General features: G+C 63.3%; 19 protein-coding genes. 17 read left to right on the forward strand and 2 right to left on the reverse strand.

From position 1 onward, the window contains the following. Positions 1-5 precede the first annotated feature (5 nt). The 7 genes from E0W60_RS28305 to E0W60_RS28335 all read left to right on the forward strand — a co-directional run bounded on the left by E0W60_RS28305 (position 6) and on the right by E0W60_RS28335 (position 7,658). Positions 6-1,256 (forward strand): MFS transporter, encoded by a 1,251-nt coding sequence (locus E0W60_RS28305; RefSeq protein WP_135706370.1) that lies wholly within the window; start codon positions 6-8, stop codon positions 1,254-1,256. Continuing rightward, complete coding sequence (locus tag E0W60_RS28310; protein ID WP_135706371.1) at positions 1,253-2,008, forward strand: sulfite exporter TauE/SafE family protein; 756 nt, start codon at positions 1,253-1,255, stop codon at positions 2,006-2,008. Before E0W60_RS28305 ends, E0W60_RS28310 begins: the two co-directional genes overlap by 4 nt. A gap of 43 nt (positions 2,009-2,051) precedes the next feature. Further along, positions 2,052-3,515, forward strand: coding sequence for an amidohydrolase family protein (locus E0W60_RS28315; protein ID WP_167884626.1), 1,464 nt, complete (start codon positions 2,052-2,054; stop codon positions 3,513-3,515). A gap of 235 nt (positions 3,516-3,750) precedes the next feature. Next, positions 3,751-4,305, forward strand: coding sequence for a RidA family protein (locus tag E0W60_RS28320; protein ID WP_135706372.1), 555 nt, complete (start codon positions 3,751-3,753; stop codon positions 4,303-4,305). A 260-nt stretch (positions 4,306-4,565) separates the two neighbouring features. Next, positions 4,566-4,949 (forward strand): c-type cytochrome, encoded by a 384-nt coding sequence (locus tag E0W60_RS28325; RefSeq protein WP_135706373.1) that lies wholly within the window; start codon positions 4,566-4,568, stop codon positions 4,947-4,949. 686 nt (positions 4,950-5,635) lie between these two features. Further along, a complete protein-coding gene (locus tag E0W60_RS28330; protein WP_135706374.1) occupies positions 5,636-6,610 on the forward strand; it encodes a tripartite tricarboxylate transporter substrate binding protein in 975 nt (324 codons plus the stop codon). A gap of 337 nt (positions 6,611-6,947) precedes the next feature. Beyond that, the gene (locus tag E0W60_RS28335; RefSeq protein WP_240746060.1) at positions 6,948-7,658 is read left to right on the forward strand and encodes an alpha/beta fold hydrolase; all 711 of its coding nucleotides are present in this window, start codon (positions 6,948-6,950) and stop codon (positions 7,656-7,658) included. A gap of 16 nt (positions 7,659-7,674) precedes the next feature. Here the strand turns inward: E0W60_RS28335 and E0W60_RS28340 are convergent, their stop codons facing one another. Next, positions 7,675-8,562: a LysR family transcriptional regulator gene (locus E0W60_RS28340; RefSeq protein ID WP_135706376.1), complete on the reverse strand. Its 888-nt coding sequence runs from the start codon at positions 8,560-8,562 to the stop codon at positions 7,675-7,677. Positions 8,563-8,776: 214 nt separating this feature from the next. On the opposite strand from E0W60_RS28340, the gene E0W60_RS28345 reads away from it, so the two are divergent. Together E0W60_RS28345 and E0W60_RS28350 are read left to right on the forward strand one after the other, a co-directional pair. Continuing rightward, on the forward strand, positions 8,777-9,772 hold the full coding sequence (locus E0W60_RS28345) for a Bug family tripartite tricarboxylate transporter substrate binding protein (RefSeq protein ID WP_135706377.1): 996 nt from the start codon (positions 8,777-8,779) through the stop codon (positions 9,770-9,772). A gap of 29 nt (positions 9,773-9,801) precedes the next feature. After that, the gene (locus tag E0W60_RS28350; RefSeq protein WP_135706378.1) at positions 9,802-11,187 is read left to right on the forward strand and encodes an MmgE/PrpD family protein; all 1,386 of its coding nucleotides are present in this window, start codon (positions 9,802-9,804) and stop codon (positions 11,185-11,187) included. An 8-nt stretch (positions 11,188-11,195) separates the two neighbouring features. On the opposite strand, the gene E0W60_RS28355 is transcribed toward E0W60_RS28350, so the two are convergent. After that, complete coding sequence (locus E0W60_RS28355; RefSeq protein ID WP_135706379.1) at positions 11,196-12,080, reverse strand: LysR substrate-binding domain-containing protein; 885 nt, start codon at positions 12,078-12,080, stop codon at positions 11,196-11,198. A 222-nt stretch (positions 12,081-12,302) separates the two neighbouring features. On the opposite strand from E0W60_RS28355, the gene E0W60_RS28360 reads away from it, so the two are divergent. The 8 genes from E0W60_RS28360 to E0W60_RS28395 all read left to right on the forward strand — a co-directional run bounded on the left by E0W60_RS28360 (position 12,303) and on the right by E0W60_RS28395 (position 19,688). Beyond that, entirely contained in the window at positions 12,303-12,857 is a 555-nt protein-coding gene (locus tag E0W60_RS28360; RefSeq protein ID WP_116348611.1) for a carboxymuconolactone decarboxylase family protein, read from the forward strand. A gap of 42 nt (positions 12,858-12,899) precedes the next feature. Continuing rightward, positions 12,900-13,700: an SDR family NAD(P)-dependent oxidoreductase gene (locus tag E0W60_RS28365; protein ID WP_135706380.1), complete on the forward strand. Its 801-nt coding sequence runs from the start codon at positions 12,900-12,902 to the stop codon at positions 13,698-13,700. Between the two features lie 45 nt (positions 13,701-13,745). After that, on the forward strand, positions 13,746-14,738 hold the full coding sequence (locus E0W60_RS28370) for a Bug family tripartite tricarboxylate transporter substrate binding protein (RefSeq protein WP_135706381.1): 993 nt from the start codon (positions 13,746-13,748) through the stop codon (positions 14,736-14,738). Beyond that, the gene (locus E0W60_RS28375; RefSeq protein WP_135706382.1) at positions 14,738-15,577 is read left to right on the forward strand and encodes an amidohydrolase family protein; all 840 of its coding nucleotides are present in this window, start codon (positions 14,738-14,740) and stop codon (positions 15,575-15,577) included. The genes E0W60_RS28370 and E0W60_RS28375 overlap by 1 nt, the downstream gene beginning before the upstream one ends. Positions 15,578-15,606: 29 nt before the next feature. Then, positions 15,607-16,566 (forward strand): SMP-30/gluconolactonase/LRE family protein, encoded by a 960-nt coding sequence (locus E0W60_RS28380; protein WP_135706383.1) that lies wholly within the window; start codon positions 15,607-15,609, stop codon positions 16,564-16,566. 98 nt (positions 16,567-16,664) lie between these two features. Further along, a complete protein-coding gene (locus E0W60_RS28385; RefSeq protein ID WP_240746061.1) occupies positions 16,665-17,558 on the forward strand; it encodes a Bug family tripartite tricarboxylate transporter substrate binding protein in 894 nt (297 codons plus the stop codon). A gap of 282 nt (positions 17,559-17,840) precedes the next feature. Beyond that, positions 17,841-18,836: a tripartite tricarboxylate transporter substrate binding protein gene (locus E0W60_RS28390; RefSeq protein ID WP_116348601.1), complete on the forward strand. Its 996-nt coding sequence runs from the start codon at positions 17,841-17,843 to the stop codon at positions 18,834-18,836. Between the two features lie 57 nt (positions 18,837-18,893). Beyond that, a complete protein-coding gene (locus E0W60_RS28395; RefSeq protein ID WP_135706384.1) occupies positions 18,894-19,688 on the forward strand; it encodes an enoyl-CoA hydratase/isomerase family protein in 795 nt (264 codons plus the stop codon).

Genomic DNA, 19,688 nt, shown 5'->3' on the forward strand with positions numbered 1-19,688 from the left:
AACACGTGAATTCCTCGACTTCGGCCGGCCCGCTGACCGGAGACGTGCGCAGCGATGCGCCCGTCACGGCATTGGAGATCGGCATGTTTCTTGTGCTGCTTGCCTCCTATGCGCTCAACGCGATGGACCGGCAGATCTTTCCGCTGATCGCCGCAGATGTGCGAAGGGAGTTTGGGTTCGGCCTCGCCGACACCGGCCTGCTTTCGACCATCTTTACGCTCGGCATGGCACTAGCCGGGGTGCCCACAGGCTACCTGCTGGCGCGGTGGTCGCGCAAGGCCGTGCTCCAGATCGGCATCGCGATCTTCTCGCTTGGCACGCTGTTGACTGCCTACTCGAGCGGCTTTGCCGACATGATCCTCTACCGCGCCGCTACTGGCATCGGCGAAGCGATGCAGCTGACTGTGGTGATCGCCATCGCGGCGAGCTATTTCGCTCGCTTCCGCGCGACGGCCGTTGGGGCCATCAACTTCTCCTTCGGTGTCGGCGCCATCGTGGGACCGCTGCTCGGTGGGCACCTGATCGGCATTGAGCGAAACTGGCGCTTGCCGCTGGTGGTGTTCGGCCTGACCGGATTTGTCGCAATGGCGCTGATCGCGGCTACCGTGAGCAAGCGCATGACCGAAAAGGCCAGCGCGATCGCCACGCACATCGACACGCGCGGTGCAACCACGATGTGGAACCGCAACACGGCTCTCTTGACTGTGATGAGCATCATTGGCGGGTTGTGCATCTATGGCTACCTCGGCATGTACCCCACGTTCCTGCGCGAGCATCTGCACTACACGCCGTCGGACACTGGCCGCGTCATGAGTATCTTCGGGTGCGGCGTGTTCGCCTCCATCTTTGGCGGCTGGCTTGGCGACCGCTTCCACCCCAAGCTTGTGTTGTCGCTGAGCTTTGCGGGGACCGGGCTGCTCGGCTTCCTTCTGTTCTCGGGGCCGACGGGCATGTTGGTCCAATCGGTGCTGTCATTCGTGTGGGGGCTGGTGGTGAGTGGCGTGCTGTACGTGAACCTGGCCGGCTACCATATCAAGTCCGTGCGCTCTTCGCTCACGAATCGGGCCACGGGTGTCTTTGTCACGACGCTCTACGGCGCGGGCGCTTTCGCGGGCTACATCATCGGCGGCATCGCGGCGCGCTTTGGCTGGAGCACCGCCGGCTTTGCGCAGATCACTTCGTTATCGGTCTTCGGAATAGTACTCACCCTGCTACTGCGGACCGACCGGATGTCCTTGCCTGTGCGTAAGCCATGACGCCGGCCGAATGGGTGCTGCTCGGTGGCGCTGCGACTTTCGCCGGGACGCTGAATGCGGTGGCAGGCGGCGGTAGTTTCCTGACACTGCCGGCCTTGGCGATGGTGGGCGTGCCGCTGGTATCTGCCAACGCCACCGGGACCGCCGCGCTCCTGCCTGGCTATATGGCAGGTGCCTGGGCACAGCGCAAGGATCTGTCGGGGCCGATGGCACCCTCGCTTCTTCGGCTAAGCGTACTGTCGGTGCTGGGCGGTGCGGCAGGCGCTACGTTGCTGCTGTCGACCTCGAACACCGACTTCGGGCGCATTGTGCCATGGTTGCTGTTAGCCGCGACCCTTCTCTTTGCCTGTGGGCCAAGGCTTCTGCGCAAAGGAGCCGTCGCGTCGCAGTCCCCCAGTGAATGGATCACGGACATCAGCATCGCTGCGGTCGCGCTCTACGGTGGCTATTTCAACGGCGGTCTCGGCATCTTGCTGCTGGCGGTTCTCGGGGCGCTTGGGCACACCGACATGAGCCGGATGAACGGCATCAAGAACTTCGTCTCCGTGATCCTGACGGTGATAGCTGTCGTCATTTATGCGGCAAGCGGCGCCATCGCCTGGACGCATGCACTATGGATGGCGATCGGCGCCACAGCCGGCGGGTATTTCGGCGGCGTCATGGCTCGGCGACTTAAACCGGCCCTGGTGCGTGGCTTCGTCGTCCTGACAGGGCTGGCAATGACCGCAGCATTCTTTCTCGAGACGAGTTGACCACAACCGTCTTCCTGCAATCCAAATCGCATCGGAAAGGAACATGAGAACAACCAGAAGAGAATTCACCAAGGTCGCCGGCGCAATGATGGTCGCGGCAACCGGGATCCCCTCGCTTGTCGCTTCGGCATCGGCTTCGGCGGGAGGCGGCATGCCATCCGCAGCGTCCGGAGCCCGTCGAGGCACCTACCTGATCAAGAACGGCATGGTCATCACGGTCGACCGGAAGAATGGCGTCATGCCACGCGCCGACATCTTGATTCGAAACGGCGTGATCGAGAAGATCGGTCGGGGTCTGAGCACGTCCGGCGCGCAGACGATCGATGCCGCGGACATGATCGTCATGCCCGGCTTCGTCAACTCTCACTACCATATGTGGAGCGCGATCGGACGCAGCTTCACCGCGCGGAACGGCGGCTTCTCTTACTACCCGGCCAAGAGCGCCACATCCGCCTTGTACACGCCGGAGGACTTCTACAACAGCGTGCTCCTTGCGTGCGCCGAACTAGCGAACGGCGGGACCACTACCGTGCACAACTGGTCGCATAACACCCGCTCCGCGGCCCATGCGGATGCCGAACTTCGCGCGCACCAGCACTCTCTGCTGAGGGCCCGTTACTCGTATGGCCACATTGACAAGCTCCCGGTAGACGAGGTGAACAGGTTCGGCGACCTTGCGCGCGTCCAGCGCAAATGGTTCGGTGCAAACTCCCCATTCGAAGGTTTGGTGCACCTGGGACTGAATCTGCGTGGTCCGCAACAGAGCACCGATGCTGTCTTTCACGAGGAAATGAAGTTCGTCAAGAAGAGTGGGCTTCCCGTAGCGATCCACGCGCCGCAGGAGTCGCCCAACAATGTCGATGCTGTCGACTACGAGAGGCGCGGTTACCTCGGCCCCGATTTTATGATCGCGCATTACGTCCCGGCGACGACCGAGGACTTGATGGCGATGGCGCGCACGAAGACACCGCTCTCCTTTGCGACACATTCCGAGCTCCGGCTCAGCAGCACGGGCGATGCCCGGGCTGCGCTGTTCGCGATGCGTGCCGCGGGGCTGACTATCTCATTGTCGAGCGACGCGACGTCCATTGCCCCACCGGACATGTTCGAAATGATGCGTTTCACCTGGAACCTCGGGGTGCCCTGGGTTGGCACCCCCAGCGAGCGGGCAAGGGCGGTCAGCGTGCAAGAGGTGATCGAGATGGCGACGATCAATGGAGCCATCGCGATGGGGATCGGCGACATCACTGGATCGATCACTGAAGGCAAGCGCGCAGACATCATTCTGGTGCGGGCCAAGGATCTGAACATCTGGCCAATAGGCAATATCGAAACGGCGATTGTGCAGAGCGGCAGCGCTAGCAACGTCGACACGGTGTTAGTCGATGGCCGAATAATAAAGAGAAGCGGTCGCTTGCTAGCCTACAACGTGGACAGCATTGTTCGCGGTGCTCAGCAGTCCTCCAACCGAATTCTCAATGCGGCTGATGAGATGATGAAGTTATGAGTATTCTAAAGAGTGAGTGGACCCAACGCCGCCTTCTGTTCGAGATGAAATGCACACCGAACTCCCTCCGTGGACCAGACAGCGGGAGTCATTTGTCCGCCCAAGGGGCGACCACTCGATTTAGTCGAGACGAACGCGAATACGTTCTTCGCATATGCGTTCTTCGTTTTGTACGGTCCGGCAAGGCAACGCCGCGTTGTCCGGACCTTCATCCTTTACTTCCCAGGCCCTGCCCATGCGCACAGCACGCTTGCTATCATGTAGTTCTATCGCGGCCCTTGCCACCCTCGTTGTGCCGGCGCTCTGCATCGCCAATGCCAACGCCGCCGAGCAGATCGTCAGGCATCGCAACCCGGCGCACATGACCGAACCGTGGGCGCGTGAGTTCGCGGAGGTGATCGAGATTCCCGCCAATGCGCAGCTGCTTGTGCTCAGCGGCGTGGGGCCCACGGTGGCGAATGCCTCGGCGCCGCCCGATACGGCGGCCTCCTATGGCGACACCGCAACCCAGACCCGCAGCGTGCTTGGCCAGATCGAGCGCATCCTCCAGGATCGCGGCTATCGCATGGGCGACATCGTCTCCATGCAGGCGTTGATTGTGGCAGACCCGGCCACGGGCAAGCCAGACTTTACCGGCTTCTCGAGCGCCTATAAGCAATACTTCGGAACAGACAAGCAGCCCAACGTGCCGGTGCGCACGCGAGCCGAAGTCTTGCGGCTGGTGCCGCCAGGATGGCTAGTCGAAGTCACCGTCATGGCGAGCCGTGTGCCGTCGCGGCGGGCACGGTAGAAGACATAGGCTAACTAGCGGTGCGGGTGCGCCGCAACCGGGAGGGCGGAGCTTGAGTGGCCGGGCGCAGATAGTGGGACAGCGCACCTAACTCTCGGTGGAACATGACTGAGTGCGCCGAGCCGCCGCCTGCGAGGCGGGTTGCCCAGGAATCGGCTTGGCGGCCCGACGAGCTGTCGCGTGTCGTGGCCCTCATGTGTTGCAGTGGTGCTCCCCGGTATTTGCTCTCGATTATGATCTGATTTATACAATAAGGCTAAATGAAAGTAAGAGAGTTATGTATCGCTTCGCTAGGAGTTGTAGTGCTAACTCAAACATCACTATCCTGGGCGCAAAGTTTTAATGGGAAAAATCTCTTTACGCAGAGATGTGCCATGTGCCATGGAGCAGACCTCAAAGGCACAGGGCCATTGGCAAAGAAAAGCACTCCTCCCACACCTGATCTGACAACCGCCGCTTTCAAAAGACGACTCAATGATTATCCTGGTGTTATTGTTTCATCGGTGATACTTCGTCCAAATGGAGACTTGATTCCAAGAACTTTGCAAGAGAATGGTGTAAGACTGGCGCCGCACTCTTGGACTGTTAAAGATTTTCGAGATTTAAATGAATACATGAGTGGTGTGATTTCAAATAGCCGATGATCTTGAGGTACAAGCCGATACGAAAGTTCGATGATCGCGGCCACTTATCCTTGGGGCCGGCCGTTAGCCAGACGACATTCGTCTGGCGTGAAGGGCAGCCAGATTCAAAGTGACTGCTCTGGATTTGAACCGTCGTCTGCGCCGGTTCGTAGGCAGTTCAACTATGGATTGCGCGTTGACTGACTGTCTGCAAGGGGCCAACTCAGCGGTCGGTCGCCGGAAGGTTGGGCGGCCGAGAATGGCGGGACTTAGCCATCGGGCGGGTCAGGTGCAAGGGGCGTGGTAACAGGGCCGCTTCCGACCCGTTTGAGCCAGTCAGTTTCCGATCCGGGGTGACCGAGATGGTTCATGAAACGGACACTCAACAGCATGCCGGATTGGGTGTCGTCGATGGCTCCCTCGGAACACCAATATTCCGCGAAGACGAATCACGGACAGCAAGCAGCTAATCTGCTGCACACATGATTGTGTGCTTAAGCGCCCGCACTCTGTAGATGAGAGGATGAGTGTTGCACGGCCGGTTGGAGATCGCTCATATCGTGATGGTCGAACGCCTTCCGCTTCTCGGCTGCGTCATCAATAGCGCAGCGGAATCATTGTCTTTCCGAATCGGTATTGGCCTTGAGTCTCCAACCTTGCGATCATTCTCTCCTGCATTACCGACTTAAGTAAACAGGAGACACACCATGGCAGGATGCCGAGGCCCGGTAACTACTTTTCTCGCAGGCCTTACGCTTGCCGTTGTGCCGCTTGCCGCGCTTGCGGCACCATACCCTGACAAGCCTATCCGGCTGATCGTCACCTTTGTACCCGGTGGCGGCGCAGATATCGTCGGGCGTTACATCGCCGACAAGCTATCGCGCTCCCTAGGCCAGCCGGTCATTGTCGAGAACCGGCCCGGGGCCGGCGGACAGATCGGTGTCAATGCCGGCAGGGGCTCGGCCCCTGACGGATATACGCTGACCCTGGTTTCCTCCAGCTATACCGTCAATCCCGGCCTGTACAGCCTTAAGTACGATCCTGTGGCAGACGTGACTCCTATCGTCCAAGTATCGAAGGGGCCGCTGATCCTGGTCTCGCATGCGGATTTCGCGCCGCGCAATGTCGCGGAGATCATTTCGCTAGCGCGCGCCAAGCCCGGTTTGCTGACCTTCGCCTCCTCCGGAGCCGGCAGCGTAATCCATCTTGCGGGCGAGCGCTTCAGTGCCAATGCAAAGGTTGAGTTGCGCCATATTCCCTACAAAGGCGGCGGCGCGGCACTGAACGACGTGGTTTCCAAGCAGGTCGACTTGTACTTTGCCGCCAGCGCCAGCGCGCTGCCATTGATCAAGGCCGGCAAGCTGAAGGCCTATGCGGTGACGTCTTCCGAGCGGCTGCCAGCGCTGCCCGCGGTACCGACGGTAGCTGAAAGCGGTGTTCCGGGCTATGACGTTACGCTCTGGTACGGCATTGTCGGTCCCAAGGGGATGCCGGCCGATATAGTCAAGCGCGTCAATGGTGAGGTGAATCGCATCCTGGCACAGCCCGAGACGGCGACAAAGTTCGCTATCGATGGCGCCGCCCCGGCCGGCGGCACGCCACAGCAGTTTGCCTCGCTAATCGGCCGCGAAGTGAAGAACTGGTCGGAGATCGTGACGAAACTCGGGATCAAGCCTGACTAAGCTAGCCAGCCTAAGCCGGCAGGAAGGCTGACCGTGTTCCCCGCCAGCCCTATAACTGTCAGTCAGATTCCATATTGGAATTTACAGGGTGGCCTCGGTACAGTAGGCCGGACAAGGTCCAGGACGCCTTTGTCCTGACCGGTACACCGAGGGAGACTAGACCATGCGAGGCAACACGGAGCAGCAAGCGAAGGCAACATCGCGCGCTGGCGACAACCAAAGCGCAATTCTGCGCTACGAAGTACCGCGCTCGGCGGCGATCTCCATCGAGGTCTATGAACTGGGTGCCGGACCGGCCATCGTCTTGCTGCCGTCGCTCGGCCGCGGCGCAACTGACATGCTGGAACTGGCCGAGCCGCTTGCTGCTGCCGGCTATCGCGTCTTCTGCCCGGAGCCGCGCGGCAATGGCCGCAGCGTCGGCCCCCTTGCCGACAAGACGTTGCACGACTGGGCAGGCGATATCGCAGCCGTGATCGAGCATGGCGGCCAGACGCCGGTCGTTATCGTCGGGCATGCCCATGGCAACTGGATCGCCCGCACCGTGGCCAGCGACCGGCCTGATTTGGTGCGCGCGCTGGTCCTGCTGGCCGGTTCGGCGGGCAAGGTGCCGAAGGACGTCGATGCCGTGCCGATTCCGCCTGAGGTACGCGCCCAGATCGAGCGTTGCGGCGATACCAACCTGCCGGACGCGGTGCGTCTGGAAAGCCTGCGCGCGGTATTCTTCGCGCCGTGCAATGATCCTGCTCCCTGGCTGCAGGGCTGGAACACGGAGTTGATGACGATGCAGACGCTGGCGCAGAAGCGCACACCTGTAGATGACTTCTTCGCTGGCGGCAACGTGCCGATCCTTAATGTGCAGGCAGAATACGATGTGATTGCACCGCAGCGCTATGCCAATGTGCTGCGTGACTACCTCGGCGATCGCGTGACCAACCTCACCATCCGCGATGCCGCGCATGCCTTGCTGCCGGAGCGGCTGGACGAGGTTGTGGCGGCGATCATCGACTATGTGGCTGCGCTGTCTGCGGGGCAAAGCGCGGTGGCATGAAGGCGCGTGATGCAGTTTAGTAGGCGATCGGTTCGCTCATCACTTCGCTCACGACCCGCATGACCAGATCGCTGGCCGCCTGCTCACGCCAGATTGCATAGAGCTGGATGTGACCAGCGGTCTGGCCGATCTCACGAAACACCACGCCTGGCAGCCCGGCGCGGGCGTAAGAGCGCGGCACCAGCGCCGCGCCCAGGCCGAGCTTGACCATCTGGAAGGTGGTCAGTGGATTGCGCGCCGTATGTGCGATGACGGGACTGAAGCCGGCATGCAGGCATGAGGCGATCATGCCGTCGAACAACGCCGGCGCGTGCTCACGCGAGAATGCCACCAGTGGCACACCTTCGAGGTCGCGGAGCGCCAGCGCAGGCCTGGCGGCGAGTTCGTGGCCTTGGGGCACGACGATAGTGAAATACTCGGTGAAGATCGGGGCTTTGCCGAGGCCGCTGCGCGTCGGGATCGAATGCACGATGCCGATATCGAGCTTGCCCTGCATCACGGCATGCGCCTGGTCGGCCGAGCCCATGTCGGTCACGGCGATATGCAGCCCGGGGAAACGCTCTGCCATGCGGGTCAGGATGGTGGGGAGCACATGGAAGATGCCTGACGTCACCATGCCGATCTGCAGCGTGCCGATGTCGCCGGCCGCCGTGCGCCGCGCGGTAGTCACGGCTACGCGCACTTGGTCGAGCACGGTGCGGCAGTCCGCCTGGAAGGCACGGCCCGCGTCGGTCAGGCGGACTTCCCGGCGATTGCGCACCAACAGTTCCACTCCCATCTCGTCTTCCAGTGCCTTGATTTGCTGGGAGAGCGGTGGCTGCGACATGTGCAGCCGCACCGCGGCCTTGCTGAAGTTCAACTCATCCGCGACGGTCACGAAATAGAGCAGTTGCCGGAGTTCCATGGTGCTGATTTCCTTGCGAGACAGGGCACTAGGATAGCCGCAACCAACGCAGGTAGCGCAGTGCCGTGTCATATGCCAGTCCTATAACTCATGGAGCGAAACAGTATTGGACGGTCTGCCGGCCCGTCCCTACAGTGGCCTGCATAGCGCGGTGCCATGCGGATGGAAAAGGTCCGGACGCCTTTGCAAGCGCGTAAAAACCAAGGAGACAGCCATGAACAGGACTGGCAGGACAGGGCGGCGTGCGGCGCTGGGTGTGATCGGCGCGATGGCGATGATGATCGGATCGCAGCCGGTGGCGCTCGCGAGTGAGGCGTATCCCAATCGCCCGATCAAGATGATCATCCCTTACACCCCGGGCGGCTCGATCGATACAGTGGGGCGCCTGGTGGCTGCACAACTGCAGCGTCAGCTTGGGCAAGCGATCGTTATCGAGAACCGACCGGGTGCGTCGGGCATGATCGGGTCAGAGGCGGTGGCAAAGGCCTCGGCGGACGGCTATACGCTGCTCTTCAATGCCTCCAGCCAGGTGTACCTGCCGCTCGTCGCGAAGAACGCCTCGTACGACGCCATCAGGGATTTCACCCCGATCGCACAGGTAGGGCACGTGCCGCTGATCGTGGTCGCCAACACCAGCCTCCCAACCAGTTCGCTGCGCGACTTGGTCAAGCTGGCGAAAGCCAAGCCGCGGACCTACACCTGGGCCACCTCCGGGCTAGGCACCACCAGCCATCTGGCCGAGGAGATGATTCGCCACGCGTTCAAGCTGGAGATGGATATCGTGTCCTACAAGGGCGCCGTGCCGCAGTTGAATGACGTGATGGGCGGGCACGTGTCGGCGGCGGTGTCGCCGATGCCAGGCGCGTATCCGTTCGTCAAGGCGGGGCGGCTAAAAGTTCTGGCGGTCACCAGTAGCAAGCGTATCCCGCAGCTTCCAGCCGTGCCGACCGTTGCCGAGAGTGGCCTGCCTGGCTTTGAGCTGTTGTCGTGGTACGGGCTCTGGGGTCCCGCCAACCTGCCTGCGGACATCACCCGAAAGCTGTCGCAGGAGGTCAACAAGGCCGTGCGCGAAGCCAGCCTGAAGGCGCGCTTCGAGGAACTGGCCTTTGAAACCGTGCAGTCCACCCCGGAGCAGTTCAAGGTGGTGATCAAGGATGAGATCGACAAGGTCGCGGGCATTGTCAAGGCAGCCAGCATCCGTATCGATTGAGCGATGGACAGGGATAAGGACAAGCAAGCATGCATCAGCAAATGCAATCGATGGCCATCACCCGGGAACTTGCCGGATGGATCGCCGGCATCCGCAATGCCGACTTGCCGGACGGTGTGCGGCAGGCGGTCGGTGGACTCTCACTGGACACATTCGGCGCCGGCCTGACCGGGCATGACGAGCCCTGGTCGCGCGCCATCCGTGACTGGGCGGACGATGGTTACCTCGCTCCGCGCAGTGGCGGGGCACGCGCATGGGGCCGACCGGGCCGGTCGTACCGGGCCGCCGATGCCGCGCTGGTCAATGGCGCCGCTGCACACGCCTACGAGCTGGACGACTTCCACAATGCAAAGGTCCACCTGGGCGCGGTCGTACTGCCGGCGGTTTTCGCGTTGGCGGAGACGCTCGAGGTACCGCCCGAGCGGGTCGAAACCGCTATTGCCGTTGGCTACGAAACCATGATCCGCTGCTCACTAGCGTTGCAGCCGGAGCTGGCCAGGATGAAGGGATGGCATATGACCGCCGTGTGCGCGCCGCTGGGCGCGGCAGCGGCATCGGCGGTCATGCTGGGGCTCGACGCCGAGCGCACCGCGTGGGCGCTGGGTCTTGCTGGCACCCAGTCGGGCGGGCTGTTTGCGTTCGCTAGTGACGGCACGGATTCCAAGCGCTTCCATCCGGGGCGCGGCGCGCAAGCCGGCGTGATGGCAGCCGAACTCGCTGCGCGCGGCCTGACAGGCCCGACGCAGTTGTTCGAGACCGGGGACGGCGGCTGGCTCAAGGCGTTCTCGGAGTCGCCCAAACCGGAAAGGCTGCTGGACGGGCTGGGCAGCGACTGGCATATGGCCCGGACCAACTTCAAGCCTTATGCGTGCTGCGGCAGTGCACATGCGCATGTCGATTGTGCGCTGCGGCTGCGCGCCGACTGGGCGGGGCAGGGACCGATTCGCGTCGGCATGCCGACCGTTGTCGATGTGCAATGCGGTTACCACTACGCGCCGGGCAGTGTGCTGAACGCGCAGATGAGCGCTCGCTACGCGCTGGCGGTTGCGCTCTTGGATGGCGAGGTACTGCCGGCGCAGTTCGAGCAGACCCGCCTGGCCGACCCGCAGATCGTCGCGCTGGCCAACACGATCGAGATCGTACGCGACCCCGAACTCGACACGCTATACCCGGCCAGTTTCTGTGGCTGGGTGGAAATGATGTCGACGAACGGCGAGGCGCTGCGCGCGTACCAGGCCAACCCCTCGGGCTCCGCGGAGAATCCGGCGCGCATGGCAGCCATCCGGGACAAGTTTCGCGCCTTGACGGCGGACGTGCTGGCGCCCGCGCAGGCGGAGGTGCTGATCGACGCATTTGGCAAGCTGACGACGACGCCAGTGTGCCACATCCTGGCCGCCGCCGATTCCGTCGCCTGAAGCCAGGGCTACGCCTGCGGCACGCCGAGCGAACGCAGCGCGCGCTGCAGCACTGGCGAGCGGTTGTCGGGATTCCAGATCGCTGAATACTCGGCAATGGCGGGCTCGCCGGTGAGATCGCGCAAGGCCACGCCGGGCAGCGAAGCCTTGGCGAGCGTGGCCGGTACCAGCGCGATGCCGCGGCCCAGCCCTACCAGGCTGACCACTGACAGCAGATGTTTGGCGTAATGCCGGATATGCGGGCTGAAGCCGGCCTGGACGCAGGTGGAGGTCACCAGGTCGAAGTACGCCGGCGCACTGTCGCGCGGGATCGTGACAAAGGGCATCTCGGCCAGCCGCACCAGGTCGATGCGCTTGCGTTTGGCGTACGGGTGCGATGCGGGCAAGGCCACCACCAGCCGCTCCTTGTGGATGACATGGGCGCGAAGCTCGCCTGGGGGCGTGCCGATCTGCGCGAACCCCAGGTCGATGCGGTCGCGCTGCAGCGCATCGACCTGCTCGGCGGTGCTGGTCTCCTCCCAGGTGATATCGATCTCGCCGATATCCTGCTCGAACTTTTGCACGATGCGCTCGACGTTCATGTACAGCACTGCCGCGACGAAGCCGATGCGCAGGTGGCCGGTCTCGCCGTGCTCGGCTTTGCGCACCGCCTCGACGGTGGCGTCGAGCTGGTTGAGCATGCGGCGCGCTTCACGTACCAGCGCCGAGCCGGCCGGCGTCAGCCGCACCGTGCGCCGGTTGCGATCGAAAAGCAGCACGCCGAGGTCTTCTTCGAGCTGCTGGATGTGCTTGGTCAGCGGCGGCTGCGAGATCAGCAGGCGCTGGGCCGCGCGGCCGAAGTGAAGCTCCTCGGCGAGCACGAGGAAGAGTCGGAGGGTGCGGAGTTCGAGCATGGCGTGTGGGCTGAAGAGGCCGGTGAACGAAGTCGACTTATTCTAGAACTGAATTAGTCTCTTCCTAAAACTGTATTGGACGCTATCGTCGTCGGCGACCAGAATAGCTTCCATCAAACCAACAACGAAGCGGAGACAGCCAGGCCGATCCTGTGCGGCCGGCGCCCCATCAGCGCCACGGCCTGCGTTCCGTTTCCAACTGTCGACACGGAGCGCTAGCGAATGGAACGCCTCAAGCCACTGAAACCCGAAGAACTGACGCCCGAGCAGATGGAAGTTCACGCGGCGATTGCCGCCGGTCCGCGGGGGCAGGTTCGCGGGCCGCTTGCAATGTGGCTACACCGCCCCGGCCTGGCCAACCGCGCGCAGGCGCTGGGCCAGTACTGCCGCTATGACTCGTCGTTGTCGCCGCGGCTGTCGGAGCTGGCGATCCTGGTGATGGCCCGCACCTGGATGTCGGAGTTCGAATGGTGGGCACACAAGCCCATCGCGCTGAAGGCAGGCGTAGCCGAAGACGTGGTCGAAGCGATCCGCACCGGGCGTGCGCCGGCCTTCGTCAAGGAGGATGAGCGCGTGATTCATGAGTTCCTCACTGAGTTGCATGCCACGCGCAATGTGCCGGACGAACTGTACCGGCGCGCGATGGCAGTGCTGGGCAAGGACCAGGTGGTCGACTTGGTTGGCCTGGCTGGCTACTACACGCTGATCTCGATGACCATCAATGTCTTTGGTGTCGTACCCCCGGACGGCAGCGCGCCCCAACTGGTACGCGCTTGATTTGAGTTCAAACCGTTACCCCGAAACACAAAGGATTTCCGTATGTCTGGCCGTCTCGAAGGAAAGGTTGTCATCGTCACCGGCGCGGGTTGCGTCGGCCCCGGTTGGGGCAACGGCCGCGCCGTTGCAGTGCGCTTTGCACAGGAAGGCGCAAAGATTTTTGCCGTCGACAAGAGCGCTGATGCGATGCGTGAAACGCTGGAGCGGCTAGAGACCGCGGGCGCAGAGTTCGACTCGCACCTGTGCGACGTGACCGACACCGCGGCGGTCAAGGCCATGGTTGATGCCTGTGTGGCGCGCTTCGGGCGCGTGAATGTGCTGGTCAACAACGTCGGCGGTTCGGCCAAGGGCGGCCCGGTGCAGCTCAGCGAAGAAGACTGGGACCGCCAGCTCAACTTCAACCTGAAGAGTGTCTTCCTGACCTGCAAGCACGTGCTGCCGCACATGGAGCAGCAGGGCGGCGGCGCCATCGTCAATACAGCTTCGACTTCGGGCATCCGCTGGACCGGTTCGGCCCAGGTCGGCTACGCCTCGGCCAAGGCGGCGATCATCCAGCTCTCGCGCGTGGTCGCGGTCGAGTACGCCAAGAAAAATATTCGCGTCAACACGGTGGTCCCTGGCCAGATGCATACGCCGATGGTCGAGGTGCGCCTTGCCGGGCAACGCGCGGGTGGTGACGTGGACGCGCTGCTCGCCCAGCGCCAGGCACGTATTCCGCTCGGCTTCATGGGCGATGGCCGCGATACCGCCAATGCGGCGCTGTTCCTGGCATCCGATGAAGCGCGCTTTGTCACCGGTACGGAGATCGTGGTCGACGGTGGCATGAGCGTACGCTGCGACTGAGCAGCATCAAGCGCAGAATTTGTAGGCAGAGCTTTGGAGTTGAAAATGGAGTCTTCCCTTGGCATCGGGCGCCGCCAGGCGCTGGGCCTGATCGCCGGCGTCATGCTGGGCACGCTGGCATCCGGCGCGCACGCCGCGACGTTCCCGGACAAGCCAATCCGTCTGGTGGTGGCATTCTCGGCGGGCGGACCGACCGACATCCTCGCCCGCGTGATCGCTCGCGATATGAGCACGCGGCTGGGTCAGCAGATCATCGTCGACAACCGTCCCGGCGCCGGTGGCAATATTGCCGCAGAGTTCGTGGCGAAAGCGCCGGCCGATGGCTACACGCTGCTGTACAACAGTTCGTCGATCGCGATTTCGCCGGCGCTGTTCAACAACACCAAACTCAATCCGGATCAGATCTTCGCGCCCGTTGGCTACGCGGCCACTGTGCCGCTGGTGTTGATCGTCAACGCCGAATCCCCGGTGAAGACGCCGGCCGATTTCATCAAGCTGCTGAAGGCCAGGCCGGGGCAGCTCAACTTCGGCTCGTCCGGCAACGGCACCATCGATCACCTGACCAGTGTGGTGTTTGCCGACAAGACCAAGACCAGGTTCAACCACGTCCCCTACAAAGGCAATGCCGCGGCACTGCCGGACCTGCTTGCCGGACGCATCGATTTCATGATGTCGGGAAGCCTGAACGCGGTGCTGCCGTTCATCAAGGAAGGCAAGCTGCGCGCGGTCGCGGCCACTACGGCCAAACGAGTTTCGGTGCTGCCGGATGTGCCAACGCTGGCCGAGTCGGTCCTGCCGGGATTCGATTCCGGCACCTGGCAAGGCATTGTGGCGCCAAAGGGCACGCCCACGCCGGTGGTCGAACGGCTCAACCGCGAGCTGAACGCCACGCTCAAGGCGCCCGAGGTGGTCAAGGCGCTGCAGGCGCAAGGCGCCGAGCCTACCGGCGGGACGCCCACCCAGTACCGTGACCTGATCCACGGCGAGTACGCCCGCTGGACCAAGGTGGTGAAAGACACCGGCGCGACGGCGAACTGATGACATCCAGCGACGAAGCCAAGATGCGCGCCGCGCCGGCGGTGTGGGACTGCCACACGCATATCTACGGACCCTATGACCGGCACCCGCTGCCCGACGGCGCCGTCTATGCGCCGCAGGCAGCACCGTTCGGTGCCTTGCGCGCCATGCACCGATCGCTCGGCATCACGCACGGCGTGATTGTGCAGGCGGCCTGCTATGGCAGCGACCATAGCGCGCTGTTGGCCGCCCTCGATGCGGGAGAGGGAGCGTATCGCGGCATCGCCGTGATTGCGCCGGAGATGGACGAGGCGCTGCTGGCGCAGATGGCGGCTCGGGGCGTCAAGGGTGTGCGCATTGGCCTGATGAGCCATCTCGGCAATGCCTTTGACGCGGGGCGCGTGCGCGCGATGGTCGAGCGCATCCGGCCGTATGGCTGGCACGCGCTGGTCCATGGCACGCCGGAAGATGTGGTCCGGGCGGTCGAAGCCGTGGGCCATCTCGGCACCTCACTCGTCATCGACCATATGGCGCGGGTTGCGGTCTCCGAAGGCGGGCTGGCGCGCCAGCTCGAGAATGTCTGTGCGTTGCTGCGCAATGAATCGGTCTGGATCAAGGTCTCGGGCGTCGACCGCATCACTGCGGGTGACCTCGGGGCACCGCAGGCGCGCAGCGTACTGGAGCACTTGTTGGCGGCGGCACCCACCCGCGCAATCTGGGGCACGGACTGGCCGCATCCGAACCTTTCCTATCCGGTGCCGGACGACCGTGCGCTGCTCGCCTGGCTGCAAGCTGCGGCCGGCGATGACTCACTGCTGCGCGCCGTGTTGTCGGAGAACCCGTCCCGTCTCTACGGATAACCCTCTTTCCGGATCCTCCGGTCTGAACGATGACCATGCACTCTTTTCTTGCGCCGACCGAGCCGGTGCGCTATCCGGATGCGCGCGTCCAGGCACTGAGCCCGCGCTTCGAGAAATACCACCTGCCCCTTGCAGCGATCGATCGCATTGCCACCCGGTGCCGCTGGGCCGAAGGCCCGGTCTGGTTCGGGGATGGCCGCTACCTGCTGTGGAGCGATGTCCCGAACGACCGGATCCTGCGCTGGGATGAGGAGACCGGTAACACCAGCGTCTTCCGTAGCCCGTCAAACCATGCCAACGGCAACACCCGCGACCGACAGGGGCGGCTGGTGACCTGCGAACATGTCGGCCGGCGCGTCACGCGCACCGAGTATGACGGCAGCATCACCGTGCTGGCGGACCGCTATGACGGGAAACCGCTGAATTCGCCCAATGACGTGGTGGTGAAGTCGGACGGCTCGATCTGGTTCACCGATCCGCCGTTCGGCATCGCCGGCTACTACCAGGGCGAGAAGGCGACTTCGGAACTGCCGGAGCGCATTTACCGTATCGATCCGGTCAGCGGCCGCCTTGAGATTGTCGCCGATGACGTCAGCGGGCCCAATGGCCTGGCATTCTCGCCTGACGAGGAAGTGCTGTATGTGATCGAGTCGCGCACGCGGCCGCGCCGCATCCGCGCTTTCCGGGTCAGCGAAGGTGGCCAGGCGCTGGGCGACAGCCGAGTACTGGTTGACGCCGGACCTGGCACCCCCGATGGCTTTCGCGTCGATATTGACGGCAACCTGTGGTGCGGCTGGGGCATGGGCACGCCCGAACTCGACGGCGTGCGGATCTTTGCCCCGGATGGCGAACCCCTCGGGCATATCAGCCTGCCAGAGCGCTGTGCCAACCTGTGTTTTGGCGGACGCCATCGCAACCGGCTGTTCATGGCGTCCTGCACTTCGATCTATACGCTCTATGTCAATACGCAAGGTGCGGCCGGCGGCTGACCGCCAGCACCCACAGAAGGAGGCATTGCAACATGAGAAGGACTTTCCTGAAGGGTTCGCTGGCCACGATACTGGCGGTGTCATTCGGCCAGGCGGCCATGGCCGGCGACGTGGTGCGGATGGTGGTGGCGTTCCCCGCGGGCGGGCCGGCGGACGCGCTGGCGCGCGCGATGTCCAAGCAACTGGAGACGGAACTCAAGCGCACCGTCATCATCGACAACCGGCCCGGGGCCAACGGCGCCATTGCCGTCAGCGCTGTCACCAAGGGACCGGCGGATGGTTCCGTCTTCTTCCTGACCAGTGCCGGGGCCATTGTCATCAATCCGTCCCTGTACAAGAACCTGTCGTACCGCCCTGACCGAGAGTTGATGCCGGTTTCGCTGGTGGTCACCACGCCGCAGGTCCTGGTGGTACCGCTGCAGTCGAAGATCGGCTCGGCGAAGGACCTGGTGGCGCAGCGCCGGGCCGGCCGTCCGGTGTCGCTGGCGTCATCCGGCATCGGCAGCATGCCGCACATGGCGATCGAGCTGTTCAAAGCCTCGACCTCGGCGGAGTTCCTGCACGTGGCGTACAAGGGCGCGGCACCAGCGATCACCGATACGATCGGCGGACAGGTGGATGCGTTCTTCGGCGATGCCTCGGGCCTCCTGCCGTTCATCGAGGGAAAAAAACTGAAGCCTGTCGCCGTGACCACGGCCAAACGCCTGCCATACCTGCCGGACGTGCCGACGCTGGATGAAAGCGGCATCAAGGGCGTCCATGCGGAGAACTGGTACGGCATGATGGTGCCCGCCGGCACGCCGCCAAAGGTTGTGCAGACGTTGAATGAGGCCATTCGCAAGACGTTGGAGAACAAGGACGTCAAGGCCAATCTGGCAAAGATGGGCCTGACACCGGCACCGTCTACTGCTTCGGAATTTGCAGGTCGGATCCGTGCGGACGGGGACAAGTGGTCGAAGTTGATTGCGGAGCGGAACGTTAAGCCTGAGTAATGTACTCGCCGGGTTCGGGTCCGGCGTCTGTTTGCAGTCCTACATTCCCCGGGCTGGCGATCTGGGACTGGTTTGGGGAATAGGGTTGGCCCTGCAGCGTTTGTGCGCTCTGCAGGGCCTCTTTTTTTCTGATAACTGTCCGCCGAACCTATAATTCCATGCAATGGAATTGTGGGGGTGTGGAATCGCCCGGCAAGCCCTAAGCTGTCTCTAACAAAGAAACGCGCCCGGTGCACGCAGTCTGATGGCCGCGGCGTTCCGACTTGTTCCAGGAGACAAAGCATGCATCCGTTCTGTACCGGCTTCTTCCGCCGGCTTGCCAAGGCAGCCATCCCGTTCCTCATGGCCGCGGCAGCGCCCTTGCCCGCGCTCGCAGCCTTCCCCGACAAGCCGATCCGCATGGTGGTGCCGTTCGCCCCCGGCGGTGGCACGGACCTGGTGGCGCGTGCGATGGGCATTACCATGGGCGAGGACCTGGGCCAGCCCGTCATCGTCGATAACAAGCCGGGTGGCAGCACCATCATCGGCACCGATGCGGTGGCCAAGAGCGCGCCCGACGGGTACACGCTGGTGATGGCGACGATGGCCCACGCGGTTAACCCGAGCCTGCACAAGAAACTTCCGTTCGATACGGAGAAGGCGTTCGCGCCGGTGATGCTGGTGGGCCGCTCACCCAATGTGCTGGTGGTAAAGCCGGACAGCCCCATCAAGACCGTGCAGGACCTGATCGCGGCCGCCAGGGCCAAGCCGGGCAAGCTCAACTACGCCTCGCAAGGCGCCGGCACTTCGGCGCACCTGGCTGGCGAGTTGTTCAAGAAGATGGCCAAGGTCGACATGAACCACATTCCTTATCGCGGTGCCGGCCCGGCGATCACGGACCTGCTCGGCGGGCAGGTCGATGTGATGTTTGCCACGGCAGCCGCGGTCGCTCCGCACCTGGAGAGCGGCAAGCTGCGGGCGGTGGCGGTCACGACCGCACAGCGCTCGCAAGCGCCGGCGCTGAGCAAGGTGCCCACGATCGCGGAAAGCGGCGTGCCCAACTATGTAGCAGATAGCTGGTATGGCTTGTTCGTGCCGGCCGGCACGCCACCGGCGGTGATCACGCGGTTGAATGCCGCGGCCAAGAAGGCCGTGCACACCGACGCGTTCCGCAAGCGAGCCGAGCAGGAAGGGCTGGCCATCAGTGGTGGCACGCCAGACGAGTTCGGCCGCTACGTCAAGGCCGAGAGCCAGCGCTGGAGCAAGGTCATCAAGGACGCCAACATCACGGCCGACTGAGCTCGGCATACGTACCGAACAAATCGCACTGATCGCACCCGCAGAACTGGACAGGCCATGGACAACTATTCCCTGATTGAACTGAAGATTGAATCCAGTATCGCGCTGCTCGCCTTTAACCGCCCCGACAAGCGCAATGCCATGAGCGACGACATGCGCTCGGAATTCATCGATGCGCTGGAACGCGTGGCGGCGGACAAGGCGATCCGCGCCCTGGTGCTCACCGGCAACGGCAAGGGCTTTTGCGCCGGCGGCGACGTGGCCGGCATGCAGCGCCGCATGGAAGCGCCGCAGGGCGAGGTGGGCTTCAACGGCTGGAGCCGCCAGCAGCGGGTCCATCACACCGTCAAGCTGCTGCACACCATGCCCAAGCCCACCATCGCCGCGGTCAACGGTGCCGCGGCTGGGCTGGGTGCCGATACCGCGCTGTGCTGCGATTTCGTGCTGGCCTCCGAAGCGGCATCGTTCTCGTGGTCCTATATCAACCGGGGCCTGATCCCGGACGGGGGCGGCATGTATTTCCTGCCGCGCCGCGTGGGGCTGTCGGCGGCTAAGGAACTGGTCTTTACGGGCCGCAAGGTCGAGGCACAGGAGGCCAAGGCGCTTGGCATCGCCGACCGCCTGAGCAAGCCAGAAGCGCTGATTGGCGATGCGCTGACGTGGGCGGCAGAACTGAGCCAGGGCTCCACCACCGCGATCGCGCTGGGCAAGAGCATCATGAACCAGTCCTTTGAGTTGCCCGCCGACCAGGTCTTTGCCCAAGGCAGCCAGGCGCAAGGTATCTGCTACACCAGCAGCGAGCATCGCGAGTCCGTGCTGGCTTTTCTGAACAAGACTGCCACCAAGGCCTGA

It is taken from the genome of Cupriavidus oxalaticus (assembly GCF_004768545.1).
In the GTDB taxonomy this organism is placed as follows: Bacteria; Pseudomonadota; Gammaproteobacteria; order Burkholderiales; family Burkholderiaceae; genus Cupriavidus; species Cupriavidus oxalaticus_A.

Coding starts and splice junctions, on each gene's coding strand:
- E0W60_RS28310 (WP_135706371.1), top strand. CDS start 1,253: ATGACGCCGGCCGAATGGGTGCTGCTCGGTGGCGCTGCGACTTTCGCC.
- E0W60_RS28315 (WP_167884626.1), top strand. CDS start 2,052: ATGAGAACAACCAGAAGAGAATTCACCAAGGTCGCCGGCGCAATGATG.
- E0W60_RS28320 (WP_135706372.1), top strand. CDS start 3,751: ATGCGCACAGCACGCTTGCTATCATGTAGTTCTATCGCGGCCCTTGCC.
- E0W60_RS28325 (WP_135706373.1), top strand. CDS start 4,566: ATGAAAGTAAGAGAGTTATGTATCGCTTCGCTAGGAGTTGTAGTGCTA.
- E0W60_RS28330 (WP_135706374.1), top strand. CDS start 5,636: ATGGCAGGATGCCGAGGCCCGGTAACTACTTTTCTCGCAGGCCTTACG.
- E0W60_RS28335 (WP_240746060.1), top strand. CDS start 6,948: ATGCTGGAACTGGCCGAGCCGCTTGCTGCTGCCGGCTATCGCGTCTTC.
- E0W60_RS28340 (WP_135706376.1), bottom strand. CDS start 8,562: ATGGAACTCCGGCAACTGCTCTATTTCGTGACCGTCGCGGATGAGTTG.
- E0W60_RS28345 (WP_135706377.1), top strand. CDS start 8,777: ATGAACAGGACTGGCAGGACAGGGCGGCGTGCGGCGCTGGGTGTGATC.
- E0W60_RS28350 (WP_135706378.1), top strand. CDS start 9,802: ATGCATCAGCAAATGCAATCGATGGCCATCACCCGGGAACTTGCCGGA.
- E0W60_RS28355 (WP_135706379.1), bottom strand. CDS start 12,080: ATGCTCGAACTCCGCACCCTCCGACTCTTCCTCGTGCTCGCCGAGGAG.
- E0W60_RS28360 (WP_116348611.1), top strand. CDS start 12,303: ATGGAACGCCTCAAGCCACTGAAACCCGAAGAACTGACGCCCGAGCAG.
- E0W60_RS28365 (WP_135706380.1), top strand. CDS start 12,900: ATGTCTGGCCGTCTCGAAGGAAAGGTTGTCATCGTCACCGGCGCGGGT.
- E0W60_RS28370 (WP_135706381.1), top strand. CDS start 13,746: ATGGAGTCTTCCCTTGGCATCGGGCGCCGCCAGGCGCTGGGCCTGATC.
- E0W60_RS28375 (WP_135706382.1), top strand. CDS start 14,738: ATGACATCCAGCGACGAAGCCAAGATGCGCGCCGCGCCGGCGGTGTGG.
- E0W60_RS28380 (WP_135706383.1), top strand. CDS start 15,607: ATGACCATGCACTCTTTTCTTGCGCCGACCGAGCCGGTGCGCTATCCG.
- E0W60_RS28385 (WP_240746061.1), top strand. CDS start 16,665: ATGGCCGGCGACGTGGTGCGGATGGTGGTGGCGTTCCCCGCGGGCGGG.
- E0W60_RS28390 (WP_116348601.1), top strand. CDS start 17,841: ATGCATCCGTTCTGTACCGGCTTCTTCCGCCGGCTTGCCAAGGCAGCC.
- E0W60_RS28395 (WP_135706384.1), top strand. CDS start 18,894: ATGGACAACTATTCCCTGATTGAACTGAAGATTGAATCCAGTATCGCG.